Annotated in this window: 16 protein-coding genes; 3 read left to right on the top strand and 13 right to left on the bottom strand. The window is 68.6% G+C overall.

The genetic code is table 11. The features are described 5' to 3' along the window. The first annotated feature begins 108 nt into the window (after positions 1-108). Together ileS and lspA are read left to right on the top strand one after the other, a co-directional pair. Positions 109-2850: an isoleucine--tRNA ligase gene (ileS, locus tag QUD34_RS08480; protein WP_286353258.1), complete on the top strand. Its 2742-nt coding sequence runs from the start codon at positions 109-111 to the stop codon at positions 2848-2850. Next, complete coding sequence (gene lspA, locus QUD34_RS08475) at positions 2850-3341, top strand: signal peptidase II (RefSeq protein WP_286353257.1); 492 nt, start codon at positions 2850-2852, stop codon at positions 3339-3341. The genes ileS and lspA overlap by 1 nt, the downstream gene beginning before the upstream one ends. Positions 3342-3445: 104 nt before the next feature. Here lspA and QUD34_RS08470 read toward each other — a convergent pair whose 3' ends face one another. From QUD34_RS08470 to QUD34_RS08430, 9 genes are all read right to left on the bottom strand, one after another. Further along, entirely contained in the window at positions 3446-4420 is a 975-nt protein-coding gene (locus QUD34_RS08470; protein ID WP_286353256.1) for a DUF1028 domain-containing protein, read from the bottom strand. A 102-nt stretch (positions 4421-4522) separates the two neighbouring features. Further along, positions 4523-5662 (bottom strand): hybrid sensor histidine kinase/response regulator, encoded by a 1140-nt coding sequence (locus tag QUD34_RS08465; RefSeq protein ID WP_286353255.1) that lies wholly within the window; start codon positions 5660-5662, stop codon positions 4523-4525. Positions 5663-5849: 187 nt separating this feature from the next. Then, positions 5850-6248, bottom strand: coding sequence for a YchJ family protein (locus QUD34_RS08460; protein WP_286353254.1), 399 nt, complete (start codon positions 6246-6248; stop codon positions 5850-5852). 3 nt (positions 6249-6251) lie between these two features. Beyond that, a complete protein-coding gene (gene hutU, locus QUD34_RS08455; protein ID WP_286353253.1) occupies positions 6252-7916 on the bottom strand; it encodes a urocanate hydratase in 1665 nt (554 codons plus the stop codon). A gap of 53 nt (positions 7917-7969) precedes the next feature. Beyond that, positions 7970-8830: an MBL fold metallo-hydrolase gene (locus QUD34_RS08450; RefSeq protein ID WP_286353252.1), complete on the bottom strand. Its 861-nt coding sequence runs from the start codon at positions 8828-8830 to the stop codon at positions 7970-7972. A 23-nt stretch (positions 8831-8853) separates the two neighbouring features. After that, entirely contained in the window at positions 8854-9843 is a 990-nt protein-coding gene (locus tag QUD34_RS08445) for an aldo/keto reductase (protein WP_286353251.1), read from the bottom strand. A 145-nt stretch (positions 9844-9988) separates the two neighbouring features. After that, positions 9989-10639 (bottom strand): NAD(P)H-dependent oxidoreductase, encoded by a 651-nt coding sequence (locus tag QUD34_RS08440; protein ID WP_286353250.1) that lies wholly within the window; start codon positions 10637-10639, stop codon positions 9989-9991. A 29-nt stretch (positions 10640-10668) separates the two neighbouring features. Next, on the bottom strand, positions 10669-10989 hold the full coding sequence (trxA, locus tag QUD34_RS08435; RefSeq protein WP_286353249.1) for a thioredoxin: 321 nt from the start codon (positions 10987-10989) through the stop codon (positions 10669-10671). Positions 10990-11052: 63 nt separating this feature from the next. Then, positions 11053-11604: a flavodoxin family protein gene (locus tag QUD34_RS08430; RefSeq protein WP_286353248.1), complete on the bottom strand. Its 552-nt coding sequence runs from the start codon at positions 11602-11604 to the stop codon at positions 11053-11055. 107 nt (positions 11605-11711) lie between these two features. Here QUD34_RS08430 and QUD34_RS08425 point away from each other — a divergent pair, with 107 nt between their 5' ends. Next, the gene (locus QUD34_RS08425; protein WP_286353247.1) at positions 11712-12110 is read left to right on the top strand and encodes a winged helix-turn-helix transcriptional regulator; all 399 of its coding nucleotides are present in this window, start codon (positions 11712-11714) and stop codon (positions 12108-12110) included. 43 nt (positions 12111-12153) lie between these two features. Here the strand turns inward: QUD34_RS08425 and QUD34_RS08420 are convergent, their stop codons facing one another. Genes QUD34_RS08420 through QUD34_RS08405 form a run of 4 tightly spaced genes read right to left on the bottom strand, consistent with a single transcriptional unit; the run spans position 12154 to position 16330 of the window. Then, positions 12154-12708 carry a nucleotidyltransferase family protein gene (locus QUD34_RS08420; RefSeq protein ID WP_286353246.1) on the bottom strand — a complete coding sequence of 185 codons (555 nt, stop codon included), beginning with the start codon at positions 12706-12708 and terminating at the stop codon, positions 12154-12156. Beyond that, a complete protein-coding gene (locus QUD34_RS08415; protein ID WP_286353245.1) occupies positions 12705-13682 on the bottom strand; it encodes an XdhC family protein in 978 nt (325 codons plus the stop codon). The genes QUD34_RS08420 and QUD34_RS08415 overlap by 4 nt, the downstream gene beginning before the upstream one ends. Positions 13683-13709: 27 nt before the next feature. Further along, positions 13710-15860, bottom strand: a complete 2151-nt coding sequence (locus tag QUD34_RS08410) for a xanthine dehydrogenase family protein molybdopterin-binding subunit (protein WP_286353244.1) — start codon at positions 15858-15860, stop codon at positions 13710-13712. Beyond that, on the bottom strand, positions 15857-16330 hold the full coding sequence (locus tag QUD34_RS08405) for a (2Fe-2S)-binding protein (RefSeq protein WP_286353243.1): 474 nt from the start codon (positions 16328-16330) through the stop codon (positions 15857-15859). The genes QUD34_RS08410 and QUD34_RS08405 overlap by 4 nt, the downstream gene beginning before the upstream one ends. Between the last annotated feature and the right edge of the window lie 9 nt (positions 16331-16339).

The raw sequence follows: 16339 nt of genomic DNA, 5'->3' as shown, positions 1-16339 counted from the left end.
TTCAACCCCGGGGCGCTTGGGTGCGCCCCCCGACGCACGAGGGCGCCGATGAGCGAGCAAGCTCCGGTTAAGAAATATTCGGTTTTCCTTCCCAAGACCGATTTCCCCATGAAGGCGGACCTGCCGCAGCGCGAGCCGAAGCGGCTGGAACGCTGGAAGGCCGAGGGCCTCTACCGCCGCATCGAGGCGAAGCGGAAGGCCGACAACGCCGCCGGCAGGGGCAAGGGCCGCGAGGTTCTGCACGATGGCCCGCCCTACGCCAACGGCGCGATCCACATGGGCCACGCGCTCAACAAGATCCTCAAGGATGTGGTGGTGAAGTCCCGGTGGATGGAGGGCTACGAATCGCCCTATGTGCCGGGCTGGGATTGCCACGGCCTGCCCATCGAGCATGCGGTCGAGAAGGATCTAGGCCCCAAGCGGCGCGAGATGAGCCGAGCCGACTTCCTCCAGAAGTGCCGCGTCTACGCGCAGAAGTGGATCGACACCCAGCGCACGGCCTTCCAGCGCCTCGGCGTGCTGGGCGCCTGGGAGCAGCCCTATGTGACCATGGACCCCCGCTACGAAGCGGAGACCGTGCGCCACCTGGCCAAGCTCTTCGACAGCGGCTCCGTCACCCGCAAGCTGAAGGTCGTCCACTGGAGCTACGGCGCCCGCACGGCCCTGGCCGAGGCCGAGGTCGAGTACGCGGACCGGACCAGCCCGGCCATCACGGTGGCATTCCCCGTGGCCGATGCTGAGGCCAGACGCCTGGAACTGCCGGTCCCCCTCTTCCTGCCCATCTGGACCACCACGCCGTGGACCCTGCCCAGCAACAAGGCCGTGGCCATGCACCCGGACCTGGAATACGCCGTGGTCCGCGCCACCTCGGAGGGTGTGGAGTGCCACTACATCGTGGCCGTCACCCTGCGCGAAGACTTTGCCAAGAAGCTCGGTACCGGGCTGCACACGGTCGAGATCCGGAAGGGCAAGGAATTCCAGACGCTCGTGGCCCGACACCCCTGGATCGACCGGGAAAGTCCCGTGCTGTTGGGCGACCATGTCACGGCCGACACCGGCACGGGCCTGGTGCACACGGCGCCAGACCACGGCGTGGACGACTTCAACCTGGCCCATCATCTGGGCCTGCTCCAGCTCGTGGGCCCCGACGGCAAGTTCCTGCCGGCGGTGAATGACCCGGAGCTGGAAGGGAAGAACATCTTCGACTGCAATCCCCTGGTGGTGGATCGCCTGAAGCGGGAAGGGCGCCTGCTCCACGAGGAGAGCCTGAACCACAGCTATCCGCACTGCTGGCGGACCAAGACGCCCATCCTTTTCCGCGCCACCGAGCAGTGGTTCATCACTATGGATTCGGAACTGGCCGGGAAGGGCCGCAGCCTGCGGGAGCTGGGGCTCGAAGGCGTCGAGCGCACTCAGTGGATTCCCGCCCAGGGCCAGAACCGCATCCACGCCATGATCGAGGGCCGCCCCGACTGGTGCATCAGCCGCCAGCGCGCCTGGGGTACGCCCATCACCGTGCTGCGCTGCGAAACCTGCGGCGAGCCGCTGGTGGCCGATGCCATCTTCGAGACCGCGGCCGCGGCCATCGAGGCGGGCGGCATCGAGGCCTGGGCCGACCTTCCCGTGGACCGCCTGGTCCCCGCGGGGGCCCGCTGCGCCTGCGGCTCCACGGCCTTCCAGAAGGAGACGGACATCCTGGATGTGTGGATCGACTCGGGCGTCAGCGCCTCTGTCGTGTGCGCCTCGCACCCGGAACTGACCCGCGACGACTACGGGAAGTTCATCTACCTCGAGGGTTCGGATCAGCACCGGGGATGGTTCCACAGTTCCCTGCTCTTCAACCTCGCCGCCACGGGCACCAAGCCCTACAAGCAGGTGGTCACCCACGGCTTCGTGCTGGACGGCAAGGGCCAGAAGATGTCCAAGAGCCTGGGCAATGTCATCACGCCCGAGGAGATCCTGAAGACGCTGGGGGCCGACATCCTCCGCTGGTGGGCCGCCTCCTGCGACTACAGCGAGGACATCCGCATCTCCCGGGAGATCCTCGACCGCAGTGCCGACGCCTACCGCAAGATCCGCAACACCCTGCGCTTCCTGCTGGGAGCCCTGGCGGATTTCGATCCGGCCCGGGATGCCGTCGCGCCCGCGGATCTCGCCCCCCTGGACCGCTGGGTGCTGGACGCCTTCGCCCGCACCACGGTGGAGGTCCGGGACGCCTACACCCGCTTCGAGTTCCACCGCGCCACCCAGGCCATCCACGGCTTCTGCCAGCTGGAACTCTCCGGCCGCTACTTCGAGATCATCAAGGACCGCCTCTATTGCGACGCGCTGGATTCGCCCCGCCGCGCCAGCTGCCGCCAGGCCTGCTGGGAGCTGGCCAAGGGGCTCTGCACCCTGCTGGCTCCGGTCATGAGCTTCACGGCCGACGAGGCCTGGGAGCAGATTCCGGGATGTTCGGGAAGCGTGCATGAGCAGCGGTTCCCGGAATTCCCGGCAATTGCGGTTGAACCAAAGTGGGAGACCTTGTGGGGGGTCAGGGAATCTGTCCATTCCGCCATGGAACCTCTCCGCGCAAACAAGGTGGTTGGGACGAGCTTGGATGCGACTGCCGTGGTCACGCTGACTCCTGAGGAGTGGCGATCTCTTGATGCGATCGGAGAGCCCCTAGACGAGCTGCTCGTGGTCTCGAAACTGGATCGGGAAGTGGGGGGGGTGACTCCCGGCGCCTACCATGTCACGGCTGACGCCTACGGCGGAACGAAGTGCCCCCGCTGCTGGAACCGCAAGGGCGGCCACGGCGCCGGAGAGGACGCGGCCCTCTGCGTCCGCTGTGCCTCGGTGGTGGCCTAGTGCGCCGTCTGCCCTGGCTGCTGCTTCCGGCCTTCGCCCTGGCGGCGGACCTCGGCTCCAAGGCCTGGATTCTCCGGACCCTGGGCGAGAGCGAATCCCTGCCCGTCATCCGGGGCTTCTTCTACCTGACCCTGGGCTTCAACCGCGGCGCCATCTTCGGGAGCCTCACCTGGCTGCCGGCGGCGGCGCGGTTCATCCTCTTCACGCTGGCGGGGCTGACGGCGCTGCTCTACTTCGGCCGCCTCTTCCTGGCCCGGGAGACGCCCACCTGGGACCGCGTGGCCCTGGGCCTCATTCTCGGCGGGGCGCTGGGCAACGGGATCGACCGCCTTCTGCGCGGCGCCGTGGTGGACTTCCTCGACTTCGTCTTCGGCACCTGGCACTACTGGACCTTCAACCTCGCCGACAGCTTCATCCTCGTGGGGGCCGTCCTCTACGGCCTGCGGATGCTCCTGGCGCCGAAGGCGGTAGACCCCCAGGCGAACGAATAAAGGATCTCCACGAAGGGCACGAAGGAAGGGCAAGCACACGAATGATCATTCTTCATGTGTTTGTGTTCTCTTCGTGTCCTTCGTGGAGGCCTTTTCTTTAAGGGCTACTGCGCCTCGATGGCCTTGAGCAGCGCGGGGTCCTTGGGCAGCTGATCCACTTCAGCGAGCCTGGGGACGAGGCGCTTCCAGAAGGGTTCGGCGGCGAAGACCCGCTTGAAGAGGGGGAGCGCCTCGTCGCGCTGGCCGCTCGAGGCCAGGGCCACGGCCTGCCAGAAGGGCATCTCCCAGATGCCGGGGGCCAGCTTGGCGGCCGCGGCGTAGGCGGCCTTGGCTTCGGGCCACTTGGCAGCGGTGACGAAGCCGTCGCCCTCGTCCATGAGCCGGTAGGCCCGCCGCAGCTGGATGAGGCGGCCCAGCTCCTTCAGGGGATCCGGGTGGTCCTCCACCCGCAGATCGAAGAGGCGGTCGTTCCAGGGCTGGCCTGAGGCTTTTCCCTTCACGACGAGGATGGCCGCGCTCTGCTGGCCGCGGATGTCGCCGCCCTCGGCCTGGGCGGCGCGGAGGGCCGCCAGCAGTCGATCCGCGAGGTCGCCCTTGGCCCCGCGGAAGGCCTTGGCCATGGCGGGCCAGACCGTGGCCTTGTCCATGAGGTTGGCCTCCACCGTGAAGCCCTCGCCCACCTCATGGCCCGCGGCCTGGATGCACTTGGCGCCCGTGTGGGCGGCCGCCCGGCCCTGGGCGTCCACCATGGCCACCTGCCGCACCTCGCGGTCCGCGTCCGCCGCCAGGAGCGCCTTCAAGGCTTCGGGCGCCGGCTTGCCGGCCTTCATGAGCGCCAGGCCCAGGGCGCCGTAGCTGGGGTCGGTGAAGCTCTGCGTGGCCACCGCACCCACGCCGGGTTCGGCCCAGGGCACCGAGGCGCCCACCGAGAACCAGTGGCTCTGCACCGCCACGCCCAGGTCCCCCGTGATCGGATCCCGGGCCACGATGGAATAGGTGTGGACGGGGCGGCGGGGGGCCCCGGGGTCCGGCTGCGAGGCCAGGAGGGGCAGGGACAGAGCCAGGAGAAGGGCGCGCATGGGGGCCTCGGAGGGGATGTCCCCACCATACCAGCGGGCCTGTCGGCGGGTGCCCGGGCTCGTGGCCAGGCCCTCAGCCAAGTCCTCAGCCAGATTTGGCCGTCAGATCTCCCCGGCGCCGGGGATCTCCACCAGGAACACGCTGCCGCCGGTGGGGTTGTCCTCCACCCAGATGCGGCCCCCATGGGCCTCGGCCACCAGCTGGCAGAAGGCGAGGCCCAGGCCTGAACCGGACAGGGTGTTCGCGCCCTCCTTCTCGAGACGCACGAACTTTCCGAAGATCCGGTCCCGCATGGGCTCGGGGATGCCCTTCCCCTGGTCGTAGACCTCCAGGCGCACGCCGGTCCGGGTGGACCGGGCCTCGAGTCGCGTATGGCTGCCGGTGGGGGAGTACTTGAGGGCGTTGTCGAGGAGGTTCAGCAGGAGCCTCCGCAGGAACTCCTGGTCGGCCTCGACCTCGAGGTCGGGCGGACATTCCCAGACCAGCTCCTGGCCCCGGGACTGGACCAGGGACTCCACTTCCTTGAGCAGGTGGGGGATCCAGGTGCCCAGGGGGATCATGACCTTCCGGAGCTCCAATCCGATCTGCTCCGCGCGGCCGATGTCGAGGATGTTCTGGATCATGCGCCCCATGCTGTGGGCCGTGTCCAGGAGGCGCCGGAGCTGGACCCGCGAAGCCGGGTTGTTGTCGTCCCTCCCATCCAGGACCTCCAGGCCTACCTGTATGGTCGAGAGCGGATTCTTGAGGTCGTGCACGATGAACTCGAAGAGCTGCTCCCGCTGCTTCTGGAGATCCAGCAGGTTGTCCCGCTCCGCCAGGACCTCGGCCTGTAGCCGCTTGAGGCGCATCAGGCTGCGGACCCGGACGATCAGTTCCGCGGAGAGGACAGGTTTTCGAAGGAAATCGTCCCCTTTGACCCGCAGGGCCTGGGCGTGGATCTCGGGGCGCTCGTCCCCCGTCAGGAAGATGATGGGCAGCAGCTCGCCGTTCGGGATGTCCCGGATGCGGCGGCAGGTCTCCAACCCATCCATGCCGTCCATGTGGATGTCCAGGAGCACGAGATCGGGCTGGAAGGAGGAGAGCTTCTCCAGGGCCTGCTCGCCGCCCTCGGCCGTCTCGACCTCGTAGTAGCCTCGCTCCAGCATGGCGCGAAGGCCCCGCCGCGCCAGAGGGTCATCATCGACCACCAGGACTTTGGCCCCGTGGTCCGCGCGGCGAATGAAAATGGATTCATCCTTCATTCCTGACCTCGGAAGGGTTTTCGGAGCCTGGCCCGAGGGTATCAAAAAATGGGCGGCGCATTGTAAAAACAACACGACAGGCACAGCCCCGGCCATCCCAGGCCGGGATCGGCCGAGGGTCCATCGATCTGGCCAGATGGGGACGAGGCGTCGGCCGCCGCTCAGTAGAAGGGTGGCTGCTGGTGCCCTATCCCTTCACCAAACCATCCACATAGACCCACTTCCCGTTCTCCCGGGCGAAGGTGCTGGTCTCGATGTGGAGGCTGCGGCGGCCGTTGGCCTGGAGGCTGGCGTGGAAGGTGACGACGCCGGTGTCGTCGGCCTTGCCGCCCTTCTCCTTGCTGACGATCTTCAGGCCCACGCAGCTGACGGACTTGCAGTACTGGGCCAGTTCCTCGCGGTTCTCCTCGGCGCGCTTGGCCTCGGGCCGGGTGGCGATGAGATAGTCCACTTTGCCGAGCGCATAGGCCGAGAAGCGGGAGCGCATGAGCAGCTCCGCGGTCTCCGGCGCCGCCTTGCCCGCATGGAAGGGGCCGCAGCAATGGTCGTAGGGCTTCTTGGAGGTGCAGGGGCAGGGGCGGGACATGATTCAGCCCTTCATCGGAATGTGGAGGCCGATGGCTTCGGCGTGCTCGCGGGCACTCTCGTAGCCGGCGTCGGCGTGGCGGAAGACGCCCATGGCGGGGTCGTTCCAGAGGACGCGGGTGATGCAACGGTCGGCCCGCTCCGTGCCGTCGGCCACGATGACCACGCCACTGTGCTGGCTGAAGCCCATGCCCACGCCGCCGCCGTGATGGAAACTCACCCAGGAGGCGCCGCCGGAGGCGGCGGTCAGGGCGTTGAGCAGCGGCCAGTCGCTGACGGCATCGGAGCCGTCCTTCATGGCCTCGGTCTCGCGGTTGGGGCTGGCCACGCTGCCGCTGTCCAGGTGGTCGCGGCCGATGACGATGGGAGCCTTCACCTTGCCGGTCCTCACCAGCTCGTTGAACTTGAGACCCGCGAGATGGCGCTCTCCGGCCCCGATCCAACAGATGCGGGCGGGCAGCCCCTGGAAGGCGATCTTCTCCTTGGCGGCCTTGAGCCAGCGGATCATGCCCTCATTTTCGGGGAACAGCTCCATCATGGCGGCGTCGGTCACGGCGATGTCGTCGGGATCGCCCGAGAGCGCGGCCCAGCGGAAGGGGCCGATGCCCTTGCAGAAGAGGGGGCGGATGAAGGCGGGGACGAAGCCCGGGAAGGCGAAGGCGTTCTCGAAGCCCGCCCGCTTGGCCTGGGCGCGGATGTTGTTGCCGTAGTCGAAGACGACCGAGCCGCGGCGCTGGAACTCGACCATGGCTTCCACATGGGTGCGCATGGAGGCCAGGGCGCGCTGCACATAGGCCTCGGGCTGCGCCTGGCGCATGTCGGCCGCCTGCTCGAGCGACATGCCCGCGGGGATGTAGCCGTTGTATTCGTCGTGGGCGGAGGTCTGATCGGTGACGAGCTGGGGCTGGAAGCCGCGCTTCAGGATCTCGGGCAGGATCTCCGCGGCGTTGCCCAGCAGGCCGATGCTGCGGGCCTCCTTGGCGTCCACATACTGATGGACCAGGGCCAGGGCGGTGTCCAGGTCATCCGTCCATTCGTCCAGGTAGCGGGTGTCCAGGCGCTTCTGGATGCGCGTCCGGTCGACTTCGATGCACAGGGCCACGCCGCCGTTCATGGTGACCGACAGGGGCTGGGCCCCGCCCATGCCGCCCAGACCCGCGGTGAGGGTCCAGGTGCCGGCCAGCGTGCCGTTGAAGTGCTGGCGGGCCGCCTCGGCGAAGGTCTCGTAGGTGCCCTGCACGATGCCCTGGCTGCCGATGTAGATCCAGCTGCCGGCGGTCATCTGGCCGTACATCATCAGGCCCTTCTGGTCGAGCTCGCGGAAGTGCTCCCAGGTGGCCCATTTCGGTACCAGGTTGGAGTTGGCGATGAGGACGCGGGGCGCATCGGGGTGGGTCTTCACCACGCCCACGGGCTTGCCGCTCTGCACCAGCAGGGTCTCGTCGTCGTTCAGGTGCTTCAGCTCCTTGACGATGGCGTGGAAGCAGTCCCAGTTGCGGGCCGCCTTGCCCAGGCCGCCGTAGACCACCAGATCCTCGGGGCGCTCGGCCACTTCGGGATCCAGGTTGTTCATGAGCATGCGGAGCGCCGCTTCCTGCACCCAGCCCTTGCAGTGCAGGTGGGTGCCGCGGGGGGCGGTGACGACGGGGGCATCAGAGGCGGTGGTCATGGGAGACTCCGGGTGGAACCCCCTAGTTTCCCACGCCTTCCGGGGGACGGCGATCAAGACCGCCGGAGGACGGCCAGGGCCCGCTCCAGGTCGGCCCTCATGGCGGCTGGAGAATCCGCATGGTGGATGCTCCCGTGCCCGGGCAGCACCCAGGTGAAGTCGAACGCGAGCAGCCTTTCCAGACTGTCAAGCTGGCGCTCCCAGGAGTGCCAATTGTAGGTCCTGGAGGCGGACAACCGGCGTTCGTCTGGGTTCCACCAGAGGTGATCCCCCGTGAAGAGGAAGTCCCGGTACAGCAGGCAGACGCTTCCGGCCGTGTGGCCGGGAGTGGGGATCAGCAGCAGATCCTCCGCCAGGGCGACGGGTGCGTCGCCGTCCACGAGGCGCTCCAGGCCCGTGAAGCCGTCGGCCCGGTGCATGACGCGCTCGCAGCCGAACCGCTTGCGGTAGGCCCCGTGGTCCGCCACATCGTCCTGGTGGCTGAGGACCAGCATGGCCACGCCGCCCAGGGCCTCGAGGTTCTTCATGAGGGGCTCGGCGGCCCGGGGCGAATCCATGAGGACATTGCCCGCGGGCCGGCGGAGCAGGTAGCTCCAGGCCCCGAAGCTCTTCTCGCTGGTGTAGCCGCAGAAGAGGACATCCTCGGCCAGGGGATGGGGAAAGGCCCGGGCGGCGGCCGCGACCTCCGCCTTGTCATCGGTCCCGATGGACCCCACGGGACAGGCCACCAGGGCCATGGAGGCCCGCATCCGCGCTGGGGCATCACCGGGTTGGGCGCGGACCTTCGCATGGTCGCCGCCATCCGCGAAAGTCTCCGGCGCGAACTGGTAGCAGGTGCCGCAGTCGATGCAGGAGCGGTCCACGAAGAAGGGGCCGGGAAGGCTGTCGGGATGGGCATCGGTGCGTCGGGCCATGGACCCTCCGTCCCTTCGATGCCTCAGCGGTTCACCATGTGCATGGCCGCCTCGGGGTAGCGGGTGCCCGCCGCGGCCCCTGGGGGGAAGAGGCCGTTCAGTTCCTGGAGTTCGCCAGGGCAGAGCACCTGCTCAAGGGCGCCCAGGTTCTCGTCCAGGCGATCCCGGCGCTTGGTGCCGGGAATGGGGACCACATCGCCTCCCTGGCCCAGCACCCAGGCCAGCGCCAGCTGGGAGGCCGTGCAGCCGCGGGCGGCGGCCATGTCCTCAAGGCGGGCGACGAGGTCCAGGTTCTTCTGGAAGTTCTCCCCCTGGAACCGCGGGGAGTTGCGGCGGTAGTCGCCGGGCTCGAAATCCTCGAACCGCTTGATCTGGCCCGCGAGGAATCCCCGGCCGAGCGGGCTGTAAGGCACGAAGCCCACGCCCAGCTCGCGGCAGGCCTGCAGCAGGCCCTCTTCGGGGTCGCGGGTCCACAGGGAGTATTCGGATTGCACGGCGCTGATGGGGTGCACGGCGCAGGCCCGGCGGAGGGTGGCCGCACTGACCTCGGAAAGCCCGAGGAAGCGGACCTTGCCCGCCCGGACGAGATCGGCCATGGCGCCGACGGTATCCTCGATGGGCACCGCGGGATCCACGCGGTGCTGATAGTAGAGGTCGATGACCTCCACGCCCAGGCGCTTGAGACTGGCGTCGCAGGCCGTGCGGACATAGTCGGGGCGCCCGCAGACGCCGCGCACGGACGGATCGTCGGGATCGCGCAGGATTCCGAACTTGGTGGCGATCACCACGCGGTTCCGGACTCCCGCCAGGGCCTTCCCCACCAGGATCTCGTTGAGGTGGGGGCCGTACATGTCGGCTGTGTCGAAGAAGGTGACGCCGCGGTCCACCGCATGGTGCAGGGTGGCCGTCGATTCGGCATCGTCGCGGTGGCCGTAGAAGTCCGACATGCCCATGCAGCCCAGGCCGAGGGCGGAGACGGTGAGTCCCTGAGTTCCGAGGGGGCGGGTCAGCATGGAACCTCCTTCGTGCTTGATGCGCAGGAGAAAGGCTTACCACCAAGACACCGAGGCACCAAGAAGAGCGGAAGCAATCGCTCGCGCTTTTCTTGGTGCCTCGGTGGCGAAAGATCTTCTACCGGGGAATGCCGGATGGACCGGATCAGCGGTGCTCGATCACATCCTTGGCTTCGAAGCGCACCTTGGGCGTGTTCGCATACTTGTCATCCGCCGCGCGATATCCCAGGGGGCAGGCGCTGATGGTGGTGTAGCCGGTCCCCTTGAGCCCGAGGATCTCGTCGTACTTGGCGGGCTCGATGCCCTCGAAGGGACAGGCATCCACGCCAAGCAGGGCGGCGGAGGTCATGAGGTTGCCCAGGGCGATGTAGGTCTGGCGGGCCGCCCACTCATGGATGATGGCGTGGCGGGGCCCCTTCACGAGGTCGCCCATCATGTAGCCCTTGTAGCCCGCGAGGCTCTCGGGGGTGACGCCGCGCACCTCGGCGATGCGGGCGACGAAGCGGTCGACATCGGCCTCGGTGATGTCCTGCTTGGCCGTGAGGACCACCAGGTGGCTGCAGTCCTCCACCTGGGATTGGTTCCAGGAGGCGGGCCGGAGCTTGGCCTTGAGGGCGGGGTCGGTGACCACGATGAACTTCCAGGGCTGCAGGCCGTAGCTGGAGGGCGTGAGGATCAGCGACGCTTCGAGCGTGGCCCAGTCGGCCGGGGAAATGGGCTTCGTGGGGTCGAATTTCTTGGTGGCGTAACGCCAGTTGAGTTGTTGGAGCAGGCTTTCGCCGGAGATGGTGCTCATGGGTGCCTCAGATCGGGGATGGAGATGAATCAGATTGCCTGCTGGATGCGGGCCCGCAGCTGGTCGATGGGGAGGGCCCCCACGATGCGGTCCAGGGGCTTGCCGTCCTTGAAGATCACAAGGGTCGGCATGCTGAGGACATCGTACTGCTCGGAGAGCGGCGTGAAATCGTCCACATTCAGTTTGGCGAAGGCGGCCTTGCCCTGGAATTCCGCGGCAAGGATCTCGGTCACGGGGGCCAGCTCCCGGCAGGGGGCGCACCAGGGAGCCCAGAAATCCACGACGGTGAGGCCCTTGGCCACGGCGTCGGGGAAAGTGGCATCGGTCAGGTGCTGGATGAGGTCGGACATTCGGGAACTCCTCCGGGGCCTTCCAGATTAACGGATCTGGAAGGCTTTCCGGTCATGACAATCTCAGGCGCCCTTCGCCCAGCGCGTGGCCGCGGAGGCGATGCGCTGCCCCAGGAGCTCGGCGCTCCTGCGGTCCGCCAGGTTGGGCTCGACCTCGGGGGCCACCTGGCCCGCCTGGGCCATGAGGCCGGTGTAGCTGCCGAGGCGGTTGATGCCCTCCTCGTTGTAGGGCAGCTCGGCATTGCCGATCCACACCATGCCGTGCTGCATGGCGAAGATCATCAGGGACTGGAGGGTGTTCAGCTTGTCGCCGCTGGGGCTGCCGCTGATGGTGAAGCCGGCGGCCAGCTTGTCCTTCCACTTCCGCTCGCTCCAGGGCTTGGAGCTGGCGTCCATGAAGGTCTTGAAGGGGCCGCTGACATTGCCCATGTAGGTGGGACTGCCGAAGATGATGGCGTCCGCGGCTTCCAGGTCCGCCCAGTGGGCATCGACCTCCTCGACGGGAACCAGCAGGACCTTGGTGCCGGGAATGGTCTCCGCGCCGGCCTTCACGCTCTCGGCCACCACCTTGGTGTGGCCGTAGCCGCTGTGGAACACGATGGAAATCTGGCTCATCTCTATATCTCCTTTTCGGGTGCTTGCATTCGCTCCGCCCGTGACCCAAACTTTAGGTGCTTACGATCGAAAAGAAAGTAGGCACTAATTTGGAAGGTAGGCACCCAATGGTAAGTAAAGCTTGTTCCCTCGCTCCCAATGTCCTCAGCGCCCAGTGTCCGACTCGGCAGGCGCTGGATCTCATCGCCGACAAGTGGACGACCCTGCTCATCTACCTCCTGTCGAAGGGGAAGCAGCGCTACGGCGACCTCCATCGTCAGGTGGGCGGCATCAGCCAGAAGATGCTCACCCAGACGCTGCGCAAGCTGGAGCGCGATGGCCTCGTCACGCGCCATGTCTACCCCGAGGTGCCGCCCCGCACGGAATACGAGCTGACGAAGCTGGGCCACACGCTCATCGGGCCCCTGGGCGCCCTCTGCGAGTGGGCGGGTACGCACCTGTCGGAGCTGGAGCAGGCGCGCAAGCGCTACGACCACCTCCAGAAGAAGGCCGCACTCAGCGCCTGATGCTGTCCGGGGGTTCCGCGCTTCGGCCGGGCACAGCCCGTCCTCAGCGCCTGAGCCGCTTCAGGTCCGCCGGGGTATCCAGGTCGGCCGCTCCGCCCGGGAAGGGAAGGGCGGCCGCCTGTTCGCGCAGGAGGATGGCCTTGGCGCCCCGATCGCCGTGCAGGGCCAGCAGGTCGGGAAAGAGGCGCCGGGGCAGCACCGCAGGAACCCCGAGGGTACCTTCGTAGGCACAGGCGGCGGGCCGGGTGGGGTCGGCGGCGGCCAGAGCCAGGAGGCGCTTGAGCAGGATCGTGTCGACCTCGACCTGATCCACCGTCAGGATCAGCACGGCCTCCGCCTCCAGGGGCAGGGCCGTGAGGCCCGTGCGGAGGGAACTGGCCATGCCCTCGGCCGCCTGGGGATTGGGGAGGACCTGAACTCCCTCGACGCCAGGGCCCGGGTCGCCTTCCCCGACAACGGCCACCACGGGCGCACAGCCGGCCTCCAGGGCCACCCGCGTGGCCCGGCGCAGCAAGGTGTCTCCCTCGACGCGCAGCTGGGCCTTCGGTCCGCCCATGCGACGGCCCGCTCCGGCCGCCAGGATCACGGCGGCGATCATGAGGCCGACACGACCGTCCGAGTCGTTCGGAGAGGGCCGCCCGTGCGGCCGCAGAAGCACGCTTGGATCTCCGCCAGCACGGCGAGGGCGATGGTGCCGGGATCCTCGGCCCCGAGGTCCAGGCCCACGGGGCTGTGAAGGCGGTCGCCGCAGTGGAGGCCTTCCGAGGCCAGCTCGGCCACCATCTTCGCGCTGCGGGCCCGGCTGCCCATGAGGCCGAGATAGGGGGCGTCGGAATCCGCCAGCAGGCGCAGGGCCTCCAGGTCCTTCAGGTAGTTGTGGGTCATCAGCACCACGGCGCTGTGGGCGTCCAGCCCGAGATCCGGTATCCGCTGCGCGGGGTGGCCGGCGAGAACCCGGCTGGCCTCGGGGAAGCGCTCTGGCCGCGCGAAGGCCGGGCGGTGGTCCAGCAGGCCCACCCGCCAGCCGAGTTCCTTCGCGAGGCGCACCAGGGGGCGGCTGTCATCGCTGGCCCCCAGGATCCAGAGGGCGATGGGAGGGGGGATGATCTCCAGGACTTCTCCCGCGCCGGGGATGTCCCCATCGTCCAGGCGGCGGCGCGGGAAGCCCTCGCCGGTGGCGGTGGTCATGCGGAGGGTGCGCCGGTGGCGGAGCACGGCTTCGGTCCAGCCCACCCAGGCCGGCGGCGAGGCGGGGTCGAGCCGCTCCACGAGGATGTCCAGGACTCCTTCGCAGCCACTGCCGCTGCCCCAGACGAGGTCCGCCTCGCCCCGGAGATCGTAGCGGAGCAGGCGCGGGACGCCGTCGGCCAGCACCTCCCGGGCCCGGGCCAGGACCTCGCCCTCGAGGCAGCCTCCGCTGAGCGAGCCCCGCAGCACCTGTTCCCCATCGGTGAGCAGCCGCGAGCCGGGCCGTCGGTAGCTGGAGCCTTCGACGCGAAGCAGGGTGGCCAAAGCCAGCGGCGCCGCCTGGTCCCGGATGAGTGCCAGGATGTCCTGCAATTCTTTGTGCATGAGGGCATTATGCCTTGGGGTGGCAGCTCAGGCCTTGCGGAGCGCCGGAGGGAGGAGCGGTAGGCTCCGCAGGCGTTTGCCGGTGGCGGCGAACACGGCATTGCCCACGGCCGGGGCCAGGGGCGGGAGGCCCGGCTCCCCCACGCCGCCCGGAGGCAGGTCGCTGGGCACGATGTGCACCTCCACCTTGGGCATGGACGGCAGCAGGAGGATGGGGTGTTCCGAGAAGCTGGAGGCGGTCACGCGGCCATCCTTGAGGGTGATCTCGTCGTAGAGGGCGGCGCTCAGGCCGAAGGCGATGCCGCCTTCCATCTGGCCCTTCACATTCCGTGGGTTCAGCACCTGGCCGCAGTCCACGGCGCAGACCACGCGGTGCACGCGGATGCCGCCGCCGGCCTGGGCCTCCACCTCGGCCACCTGGGCCACATAGGTGCCGCAGTCGAGGTAGGCATGGGCCGCGATGCCCCGGCCCCAGCCCTTGGGCAGCTTGCGCTTCCGCCACCCGGCCTTGGCCGCGGCCAGCTCCAGCACCGCACGGTAGCGCGCCGGGTCGAACTCGTGCTGGCCCAGCTTCAGCGGGGCCTTCGGGAGGTTCTGGAGGCGGAAGTCGAGGGGATCCTTGCCCGCGGCGTGGGCCAGCTCGTCCAGGAAGCACTCGGTGACGAAGGGGTTGAAGCTGGCGGGCACGGCGCGCCAGAACCAGACGGGCACGGGCGTGTCGCTCTGACCCCACTCCACCTGGAGGTTGGGGATGTCGTAGGGCAGGTCCGCGGCCCCGGCCAGCTCCACGGCTTCGGGAGGCCAGGGGAAGTGGTTCGAGGCGGCGATGGAGGGGCCGGCGAACCGGTGCATCCAGGCCACGGGCCGGCCCTTTGCATCCAGGCCCGCTTCCAGTTCGTGCAGGGTGGCGGGGCGGTAGCCGTCGTGCTGGAAGTCGTCAGGGCGCGTCCACTGCACCTTGACGGGGGCGCCCACGGCCTTGGAGCAGGCCACGGCGTCGAGGATGAAGTCGGCCATGGCCCGGCGCCCGAAGCCGCCGCCCGCCAGGGTGACCTGGATCTCGATGCGGTCCGCCTTCAGGCCCGTGAGTTTCTCCACGAAGGGCAGGGTCAGGCCCGCGGCCTGGGTGGGCGCCCAGATCATGCAGCGGTCCGGCCTCACATCGGCCACGGCCACCATGGGCTCCATGGTGGCGTGGGCCAGGAAGGGAGCGTCGTAGGTGGCTGTGATCCGCTTGGCGGTTTTGGACAGGGCCTGGGCAGCGTCGCCCGTCTGGCGCACCACCTTGCCAGGGGCCTTCAGCCGGGCCTCGAACTGCCGGCGGATGGCGGGGCTGTCCAGCTTCGCGGACGGTCCCTCGTCCCACTGCACCTTCAGCGCCTCGCGACCCGCGAAGGCAGCCCAGGTGTCCTCGCCGAAAACCGCCACGCCGCTGGGGACCTCCAGCACCTGCTTCACACCGGGCACCTTCAGGGCGGCGGAGGCATCGAAGGATTTCACCTTGCCGCCGAAGACCGGGCAGCGTTCGATGCTGGCCACCAGCATGCCGGGCAGGTGGAAATCCGTGGCGAACTGGGCCTTCCCGGTGACGATGTCCGGGCCGTCCACGCGAGCCACATCGCGTCCGAGGATGCGGAAGTCCTTCGCAGCCTTCAGGGGCGGATCCGCGGGCACGGGGAGCTTCGCGGCGCGGGCCGCCAGCTCTCCGTAGTCCAGGCTCCGGGCCGTGGCGGGATGCTGGACGCGGCCTGCACGCGCCTGGCACGCGGCCTTCGGTACGCCCCAGGTGTCCGCGGCGGCCTGCAGGAGCATCTCCCGGGCCTGGGCGCCGACCTTGCGCAGGGCCTGGGTGGTGCTGCGGGTGGTCTGGCTGCCGCCGGTGATGCCCAGGTCGCCGAAGCGTGGGGCCGTGGAGGCCTGGAGGACCTTCACGCGGGACCAGTCCGCTTCCAGTTCCTCGGCGAGGGCCATGGCCATGCTGGTGCGCACGCCCTGGCCGATCTCGGTCCGCGTGGCCCAGATGGTGACGGCGCCGTCGGGATCGATCCGCAGCATGCCGCTGGGTTCAAAAGCGGGAGCTGGCGTCTGGGTGGCGGCGCCCTTCAGCTTCACCGGCAAGGCGAAGGCCAGGGTGAGGGCGCCCGTGGTCTTGAGGAAGTCGCGGCGGGTGGTGCTCATGGCGCCACCTCCTTCCGCTGGCCCGCGGCAAGGTGGATGGCCTCGCGGATCCGTAGGTAGGTGCCGCAGCGACACACATTCTCGCCCATGGCCTGGTCGATGTCCCGATCCGTGGGCTTCGGATGCTTGGCCAGCAGGGCCGCGGCGGTCATGATCTGGCCGGTCTGGCAGTAACCGCACTGGGACACATCCGTCTCGATCCAGGCCTTCTGGAGGGGGTGGGCTCCATGGGGATCCAGGCCCTCGATGGTGGTGATGCGCTGGACCCCGACATCGCCCACGGGGGTGATGCAGGACCGGGTCGGCTCCCCGCCCAGGTGCACGGTGCAGGCGCCGCAGAGGCCCTGACCGCACCCGAACTTGGTGCCGGTGAGCTTGAGGCGGTCGCGAAGCACCCATAGCAGGGGCATGTCCGGGGACGCCTCCACCGTGTGCGAACGGCCATTGACCGACAGGGTGAACACCGCCATGGGGCACCT

It is taken from the genome of Geothrix oryzae (assembly GCF_030295385.1).
Classification (GTDB): domain Bacteria; phylum Acidobacteriota; class Holophagae; order Holophagales; family Holophagaceae; genus Geothrix; species Geothrix oryzae.
Note: the sequence above shows the minus strand (reverse complement) of the source record. Positions and strands in the feature narration are given on the sequence as shown.